General features: G+C 66.5%; 7 protein-coding genes, 1 rRNA gene and 1 pseudogene. 7 read left to right on the plus strand and 2 right to left on the minus strand.

Annotation, left to right across the window (positions count from 1 at the left end):
- A 16S ribosomal RNA gene (locus tag H300_RS0121330) occupies nucleotides 1-75 on the minus strand; the annotation flags it as partial.
- 466 nt (nucleotides 76-541) lie between these two features.
- Nucleotides 542-943, minus strand: a pseudogene (locus H300_RS28495) (DNA-3-methyladenine glycosylase); the annotation flags it as partial.
- 59 nt (nucleotides 944-1,002) lie between these two features.
- Between H300_RS28495 and H300_RS0121340 the strand changes: the two are divergent.
- From H300_RS0121340 to H300_RS31650, 7 genes are all read left to right on the plus strand, one after another.
- Complete coding sequence (locus H300_RS0121340) at nucleotides 1,003-2,310, plus strand: hypothetical protein (RefSeq protein ID WP_028429006.1); 1,308 nt, start codon at nucleotides 1,003-1,005, stop codon at nucleotides 2,308-2,310.
- Between the two features lie 84 nt (nucleotides 2,311-2,394).
- On the plus strand, nucleotides 2,395-3,822 hold the full coding sequence (locus tag H300_RS0121345) for a recombinase family protein (protein WP_486583990.1): 1,428 nt from the start codon (nucleotides 2,395-2,397) through the stop codon (nucleotides 3,820-3,822).
- A 252-nt stretch (nucleotides 3,823-4,074) separates the two neighbouring features.
- Nucleotides 4,075-4,284 carry a hypothetical protein gene (locus H300_RS32725; protein WP_078516208.1) on the plus strand — a complete coding sequence of 70 codons (210 nt, stop codon included), beginning with the start codon at nucleotides 4,075-4,077 and terminating at the stop codon, nucleotides 4,282-4,284.
- Nucleotides 4,268-4,771, plus strand: coding sequence for a DUF6879 family protein (locus H300_RS0121350; protein WP_028429008.1), 504 nt, complete (start codon nucleotides 4,268-4,270; stop codon nucleotides 4,769-4,771). The genes H300_RS32725 and H300_RS0121350 overlap by 17 nt, the downstream gene beginning before the upstream one ends.
- Entirely contained in the window at nucleotides 4,768-5,601 is an 834-nt protein-coding gene (locus tag H300_RS0121355) for a Scr1 family TA system antitoxin-like transcriptional regulator (protein ID WP_028429009.1), read from the plus strand. Before H300_RS0121350 ends, H300_RS0121355 begins: the two co-directional genes overlap by 4 nt.
- A 289-nt stretch (nucleotides 5,602-5,890) precedes the next feature.
- Nucleotides 5,891-6,118 (plus strand): DUF7848 domain-containing protein, encoded by a 228-nt coding sequence (locus tag H300_RS0121360; protein WP_028429010.1) that lies wholly within the window; start codon nucleotides 5,891-5,893, stop codon nucleotides 6,116-6,118.
- Nucleotides 6,119-6,980: 862 nt separating this feature from the next.
- Nucleotides 6,981-7,127 carry a hypothetical protein gene (locus H300_RS31650; protein WP_158678421.1) on the plus strand — a complete coding sequence of 49 codons (147 nt, stop codon included), beginning with the start codon at nucleotides 6,981-6,983 and terminating at the stop codon, nucleotides 7,125-7,127.
- Nucleotides 7,128-7,264: the final 137 nt, after the last annotated feature.

A 7,264-nucleotide genomic window follows, 5' to 3' on the forward strand; every position in this document is an offset into this window, starting at 1 on the left:
GCTTCATCGTTCGACTTGCATGTGTTAAGCACGCCGCCAGCGTTCGTCCTGAGCCAGGATCAAACTCTCCATGAATGCTTCAAAATGAAGACACCACAGGGAGCGGAACACGAAGCCGGAATAAGCCCCGCATCCACTGCGTCCTCGCTGTGTTCATCAATACTCAAAGAAACCACATCCACAGGCAGGCAACCATGACAACCACAATCACCCACCCCCGGACGGGGTATCAACATATCTGGCGTTGACTTTTGGCACGCTGTTGAGTTCTCAAAGAACGGACGCTTCCTTCGAAACCCTCTCAGGCTCCTCCGGGCGCTTCCCTTCGGTGTGTTCTCCACTTTAGCGAATCTTCCGCCGGACTCCTAATCGGGTCCTTCAGGGGAGTCTTCGGCGCACCAAAAACAGACCCTGACCGGGTGTTCCTCGCAGTGGTTGCCGCTCGGACACGCGGGTGTATCGACCAAGAGTATCGACCACGCGTACTCTTCCTGCGTTTGCGGCTCGGACCACGTTAGGGACCTGCTCTCGCGAAGTCAAGTCACCGGGTGCGGCGACGGGGTCGGTGGGCGCGGTACCGGCTGACCGTCGGGTCGCCGTCGATCCAGAACCGCCAGGGGTGCAGCGCGCCGTCGCCGCCCACACCGGTCCGCGGACCGGTCGCGACGCGTTCCCGCCCCGGCGGCGAGCCCGACAGCACCCGAAGCGTCGCGGCCGGCTCGCTGGAACAGACGTCCTGTCCGTTGAAGCGACGGTCGACATCGAGCGCGGTGGCGAGCCGGGCCGGCCCCCGGGCGAGCTCGGTGTCCCGGCGAGCGGCGGGCCGCCTGCTCCGGGCCTGCGCCGCGCCGCTCAGTATTTCCCCGGCCCGCAGGAGAACCCCGGCCGCCGCTCCCTGCGTCTCACTGACGAGGTTGAGGCAGTGCCACATGCCGTACGTGAAGCTCTGAGCATGTAACTCGTTCGGCCCGATCGACGGGCTACGGCGAGAGGCGGCACAGCATGGAACTCACCTGGCACAAGGACGCCAAGCCCAGCACCTACTACGCAACGCAGGACGGCAGGCGCATCGCTACGGCACGCAAGGAGGGCAACGCGGCGTGGATCGGGACTGTCGTCGGTCTCGGCCACACAGTCGGCGGTCGTCGCCTCATGGACTGCAAGGAGCTGGTGCAGCGGCACGTCGAGCGCCTCTACGGGGACGGCGAGTGGACCCTCTTCCCTGCCCGTGATCTGGAGCCCGGCATGATCCTCGGTCGCGACACCTGGAAGGACGGGGACTGGGAGGTCGTCTCTGTCCACGTCGATACCGAGGCACAGACGGTCTCTGTCGAGCTCACCTCCGAGAGCGCTCGGGAGCTCAGCCTCACCCTCGACAACACGTGCGCCATTGACGCCATGGTGCGGGTCAAGGTGCAGCTTCCCGAGGCCGAGGAGACTCCCGCCCCTGTCGGCACTCCTGCGGTCGAACCGACTCCCGAGACCGCTCGGTGCGATGCGCGCCGACCTGGCAACGAGCGACTCGGATGCATCCTGATGGCAGGGCATGGCGGCACGCACCGCGACTCGGTAGCCATGGGATGGAGCGATGCAGTCGGCGCCGTCCTGAAGGGGCAGGGCACCGGCAAGGACGAAGCCGAGACGCCCCCGTGCGGTGCGCGCCGCGTCGGTTGGGAGCGTCCTGGACCGGGCGCCCGGCGCCTCCCCTGCCCCCTCCCTGCGGGGCACACGCAGCCTCACCGCGACGCCTTCCGTCGCTCCTTCATCCGGACCGAGGGTGACGCGACCGGGGGCAAGGTGGCCGAGTCGAAGGTGACTGTCACTGTGCCTGCCGAGCTCGGCCAGGACTCCCGTCCGGTAGAAGCGCAGTACGTGAACCCTGGCGATCTGGTCAAGGCATGTGGCGCCAAGCTCACCGTGATCGAGGTTCGCGGGCAGGGCACGTTCAAGCGGGAGCTTGTGTTCGCCGATGGCTCCTCCGCCAGCCTGTGGCGCGAGGATGAGGTGACGGTCGTCTCCGAGACCGGGGAGAGCGTCGAGTTCGAGGTGTTGCCCATCACCCCCGGCGACGTCATGGCCGGTGACCTCCTCCGCGACACGGAGACCGGCGAGACCCGCGTGGTCCACAGCGTCTCGCAGCCCGACGCCCTGCACGTCCGGATCATCTACCGGACGGGTGCCGTCGTTGACTACCCACACGGGGAGGCTCTTCACCTCCTGGACGGCTTCCATCAAGGCGAGCCCCTGCACGGTCGCCGGGCGGCTCATCGGCAAGGCCCTGCAACTCGGCCTGTGACGTCCGGAGCGTGACAGCAGGGGCGGCGGTGAGTGCCGCCCCTGCTGGCCCATCATTGACCAAGAGAACAGTGGACAGGAGAGCGGACAGTGCGAGCAGTGGTGTACGCCAGGCTCAGCCCGACCCCCAGGGGCGAGGAGAGCAAGGGCGGAAACCTCGCGCAACAGGTCGAACTGAGCGAGGCGCTGTGTGAGCGGAAGGGCTGGACCGTCGTCGATGTGATCTCCGAGAAGGACACGTCCGCCTCGAAGGGTCCGCGCAAGGGGTGGGAACGAGTCAAGGCCATGGTCGAGGCTGGACAGGTGGACGCGATCGTCTCGCGTCACTACGACCGCATGTACCGCACGCCGAGAGACCTCGAAGACCTCGTAGACCTGGCCGAGTCAACCGGCGTCACGCTGGCCGCTGCGCAGGCTCAGGGCGTCTTGGACCTTGCGACCCCATCGGGTCGCCTGGCCGCTCGCATCGGCGCGGTAGTCGCCCGCAACGAGACCGAGATGCGGGTAGAGCGTCAGGTGCTCGGGCACCAGCGGCGCAGGGAGTCGGGTAGGCCGTTTTGGAGTACCCGCCCATTCGGGTTCGAGCGGGACGGACGGCACCGCAAGGAGGAGGCGGAAGCCCTACGGCAGGCGTACCGGGACGTCCTCGCCGGAGTCTCGCTGTGGTCCATCGCGAAGGACTGGAACGCTCGCGGGCTGCTCTCGCCGCACGGTAAGGAGTGGCGCTCCTCGAACCTCCGAGGCGTGCTCTTGAAGCCGAGGAACGCGGGTATCCAGACGTACTCCCAGTGGGTCGAGAAGCATGACGGGAGGCGCATCCGGCTGACCGAGGAGACCGGCACGGGCGCTTGGTCCGCGATCGTCTCCGAAGGTACGTTCCGCGCCGTGACCAGATTTCTGAGCGATCCCGAACGGAACACCGGCGGCGGGGGGAAGCGCAAGGCCCTCCTGTCCGGCGTGGTCCGCTGCTCGAAGTGTCAGGCCGTCGTCACGCAGGGATGGAGCAAGAAGAACGCGGCAGGCGAGCGATACCGCATCTACACCTGCTCGGGTGGTCGGTGCATCACCTGCCCAGCAGACCCGCTTGACTCCTACGTGGTCCGGATGGTCATCGCCAGAGCCGAGGAGTGGAACGCCGCTCCGCCCACGGATGCCGTAGACGAGGAGCGGGAGGCCGAGCTCTTGGCCGAGGAGGCGGGTGCAGCTGAGAGGCGCACCGCTCTGGCGGAGATGTTCGCCTCAGGGGACATCGACGGTTCGACCATGCGGGCGGGCATCGCCCGGTGCAACGCCGACCTGGCAAAGATCCAAGCTGAGCTGGCCGACCTGGCGGCGAAGCGCGTAAGGGTCGACTTGGGGGACGTCGAGTACCTGTGGGAAGAGCTGAACTACGAGGACCCCGACCGGATCGACTACGTCCGAACGGTCGTCATGCAGGTCTGCGAACTCGTCGAGCTCATGCCGAGGGGGCGCGGGGTCCGAGGGTTCAAGTCGGATCACTGTCGGATCACCTTCCGGAATCCGTGAGCGAGGAGTAGGCACTACGTAACGGCCGGCTGGGAGGCGGAGCCGACCGGCCTGCCGGACCATGGAGCCCCGTTCCCTCACATCGAGGGAGCGGGGCTCTCCTCGTTCCCCTCGAAGCCCTGTGTACCCCTCTGGGCGCCTCAGTTCATGCAGAGACGTGCATACCCGCGTTCATGGGTAGACGGCCGTGGGTGGCGCTCGTACGGTCGTTGTCGACGGGCCCGGCAGGGGCCGCAGACCAGGGGGTTACGCATGTCTCAGCGTGCAGGGCTTACCCGACTCACCGGCAACGGGAACGGCGAGTGCGGACAGGGCGACTGCCCGAACGTCTACCGCACCGCGTCCGGCTCGTTCGTGGTGCAAGGCGATGTCTCCGGCGCCTTCACTCCGCCGCAGGGGGAAGGGCTCGTAGAGATCCCCGAGAGCGTTCTTCGGGAGGCTGTCCGTGCTCTTGGATGGTGACGACTGGCAGGCCAAGTTCCGCGACTTCCAGACGGAAGCGTGGCGACTGGAGACCCTGCCTCAGTACCTCGTGCAGCAGGAGGCCGAGGAGTTCGCAGCGTTCAAGGCAGGGGCCCGGTTCCCTGGCCCTTACTCGGATTCCTGGACGGACATGGTGCGCACCCGGAACGTGGGGCGCGTCCACATCGTGCGTCGGCCGTTGAGTGACTACCTGCGCTTCGAGTTCGAGCGGTACTACCAGCACCAAGCGTCGGCAGGAGAGGACATCCGCATTCTCGATCTGACGGACCGGCCCAACCCGCTACCGGACGACGTCGGCGACTACTGGATGTTCGACCGCTCAACGGTCGTCCTGATGCGCTACGAGGACGACGGCAGGCAGATCGGCCGAGAGCTGTACGAAGGCGACCCTGCGCCGTTCATCGAGTACCAGCGCCTCGCCGTCGCCGAGTCGGTCCCCTTCCTGGAGTACGTGAAGAGCGAGTGACGTTCGAGCCCGAGGAGCTCGGCAAGTCCCGGCAAGAGCTGGGCTCCATGCTCCGAGATCTACGCAAGGCGGCCGGTCTCTCAGGGGACCGGCTCGCCGCGCGTTGCGCCATGTCTCAGTCGAAGGTCTCCCGCATCGAGAACGGGCAGACGCGCCCGACCCTCGTCGACATCGAGGCGCTCCTGATCGCCCTTGAAGCTCCGCCCGACGTGGTGGCGGAAGTAGCCTCCCTGGCCCGTACGGCAAACACCGAGTGGCAGGACGCGCGAGGGCTCCGCAGGAAGGGGCTCGACAAGAAACAGCGGGAGTTGGCGGGGCTCGAAGCGTCGTCGGCAGAGTTCCGGTTCTTCCTGCTCTCGATGATCACTGGCCTACTCTCGACGCCGGAGTACATCAGGGCGAGCCTGGCCCACATCCCCGGCGATCACGGCAAGGCCATCGCCCGGAAGCTGGAGCGACAGGAAGTCCTGTACGACCGTTCGAAGCGGTTCACCTTCCTTCTGACCGAGCAGGCGGCACGGTCCCCGTTCCTTGCTGCCGACGCGATGGCCGTACAGCTTGACCGCCTGGCCTCTCTCACGCACCTGCCGAACGTGCGCCTCGGCGTGATCCCCCTGGACACCCCGTTGCCCGGCTGTCCGCTGAACACCTTCACGATCTACGACGACCGCTTGGCTACGGCGGAGATGTCCACGGGCGTGATGGTGTTCCGCGACCCGAGAGACGTACGGACGCACGTCGAGGAGTTCGCCAGATACGAGGCGTGTGCCCTCTTCGGAGAGGACGCGAGAGCGAAGCTCGCCGAGTGGTCCGCCGCCTTCCGTGCGTGAGTTCATGCCACAACGCGACTGAACCGCACCCTCGACCGTGTCTCGGGCGATGCTCATCCCGAGACACGCAACCGGGGAGGTCGCACGGAATGAGCGCACGGCAGACGACGATGTCAGGACCGGTAAACCTGGCGCTTCCGCTTCCGCCTCCCGAAGCGGCGGTGGGCTGCGGAGTGTGCACGGCCCTGGTCGAGCAGCGACAGGCGGCACGGGACAGGGGGGACCTGTCGGGGGCGACAGACGCCGATGTGGAGATCCGCAACCACCCGCACCGAACGAGGAGGGGGCGTTGACCCGCTCCATCGTCCGCTTCGTGAAGCACCGGATCACGCAGCACCCGGACACTGACGTCACCTTCGAGGCCGAGTGCCTGGCGTACGAGTGCGAGTGGAAGGCGTCACCCTCGACGGACGGCGCGGCCGTGGACGTCGGCTGCATGAGCCATACCGGCCGGACTGGACATGGAAGGTTCCGGCGCCTCTGCACTTCCTTCGCCCTCGTCGAGCGCGCCGAGTAGAGCTCCGGCACGCCTCGGGACGGCGAGCGAGATTCCGAGGCGTGCCGGTCGCAGAGCCCCTGTCGGCCTCCCCCGTGGCTGGCAGGGGCTCCCGTGTGAGCTGCGTCTCTCTTCCGCGATCGATGCGGACTGCCAGGGGTCGAGCTCCGTATCAGTAAGTAGAGGGAGCGAGGCGCAGCCGAGCGACCAAGCGGCAGGGAGCTACGCCAGGTGGCGCCTACGGCGCCCATCGCCGAAGCATCTGCTCGCCGTCGAGACCCCGGCGACAGAGTGAGACTGGCGTCACACTTTCAAGGGATCGCTTCCAACATGCCCTACTCGCTCCCACCAGTAGGTAGAGGGAGCGAGCGAAGCGAGCGACCCTCGCCGTGGGCGTGACTGGCGTCACGCTGGCCCGATGGAAACTTCCCGGCTCCTGATCCGATCCTTGTAGGTAGGGGGAGCGAGGCACAGCCGAGCGACCCTACGGCAAGCGTGACTGGCGTCACGCCGAGACGAGCCTGACAAACCAGGAGCCAGCTCCGTATCTACTTGTAGAGGGAGCGAGCGAAGCGAGCGACCAAGCCTCGTAGACGCTGAGCCCCTGGCGGGGCCGCAAGCCGAAGCCACTTACCCCAAGCCTTCAATGACAGGGCCTCTCGGCGCGCGGGCCGGAGCCGTACGCGCCACGCTCGTGGACGGCGTCGAGGGGGGCTCTCACCCTGTCCTCCCTGAGTCGAGCCCGGTGTTACTCCTCCCGCCGAGTGCTCCTCGTGACCGAAGCCCTGCCGACACCTCCCGCCTCCTGGGTAGTCGGCAGGGCTTCTCTCATTTGCTCTTCCACCTGATGACAACCAACCAACAAGGAAGAAGGTGCTCACCCGTGTTCCAGATGAACGGAGCCAACTACCTGACCGTGCGCGAGACCGCCGTACGGCTCGGACTGCACCCCGGCAGTATTCGGGCTCTCCTGCCGTATGTGTGGGTGCCGTGGCCTGGGCCGATATGGGAAACACGCCGCTTCCTGTGATCCTTGAGGTGTCTGAGCTCAAGTTTGATCAAGCAGGAAAACGGCGTGTCCCTCTTCAGCATATGGAAGCGGACCCTGACGGCGGAGAACACCGTGGTCGAGGGCGTCCGGATCGATGAGAACGAACAGTGTGTGGT

This window comes from Streptomyces sp. TAA040 (assembly GCF_000424845.1).

Coding starts and splice junctions, on each gene's coding strand:
- H300_RS0121340 (WP_028429006.1), top strand. CDS start 1,003: ATGGAACTCACCTGGCACAAGGACGCCAAGCCCAGCACCTACTACGCA.
- H300_RS32725 (WP_078516208.1), top strand. CDS start 4,075: ATGTCTCAGCGTGCAGGGCTTACCCGACTCACCGGCAACGGGAACGGC.